Genomic DNA, 435 nt, shown 5'->3' with positions numbered 1-435 from the left:
GGAGTGCGGCGGTCCGCGCCGGCCTGCGCGCGGGCCGCCCGCATTCTTCGGGACGGGCCGTTGCGGGGACAAGGCCCTGACCGGGGCGGATTCAGCCGGGGAGCCCGGCCAGCCAGGCCGTCAGCAGGTGGTTCACCTCGGCGGGGCGCTCCTGCTGGAGCCAGTGGCCGCTGTCGTCGAGCAGGTGGGAGGCGACCAGGCCGGGGAGGGTGCGGGGGTAGGCGGCGATGGCGTCGGAGAGCCAGGTGGTGGAGGCGTCGAGGGCGCCGCCGAGGAAGAGCGAGGGCTGCACGATCGGCGCCCCGTCGTACTCGGCGAGGTCTTCCCAGTCGCGGTCCATGTTCCGGTAGCGGTTGAGGGCACCGGTCAGTCCGGTGCGTTCGAACTCGCCCACGTAGAAGTCCAGGTCGGCCTCGGTGCGCCAGGGGAGGCCGG

General features: G+C 74.0%; 1 protein-coding gene. It reads right to left on the bottom strand.

From position 1 onward, the window contains the following. Window positions 1–91: 91 nt before the first annotated feature. A partial coding sequence (locus G3I71_RS47920) for an alpha/beta fold hydrolase (protein WP_369335591.1) occupies window positions 92–435 on the bottom strand: 344 nt, incomplete at its 5' end.

Source organism: Streptomyces sp. SID12501 (assembly GCF_010550245.1).
Lineage (GTDB): Bacteria > Actinomycetota > Actinomycetes > Streptomycetales > Streptomycetaceae > Streptomyces.
Note: the sequence above shows the minus strand (reverse complement) of the source record. Positions and strands in the feature narration are given on the sequence as shown.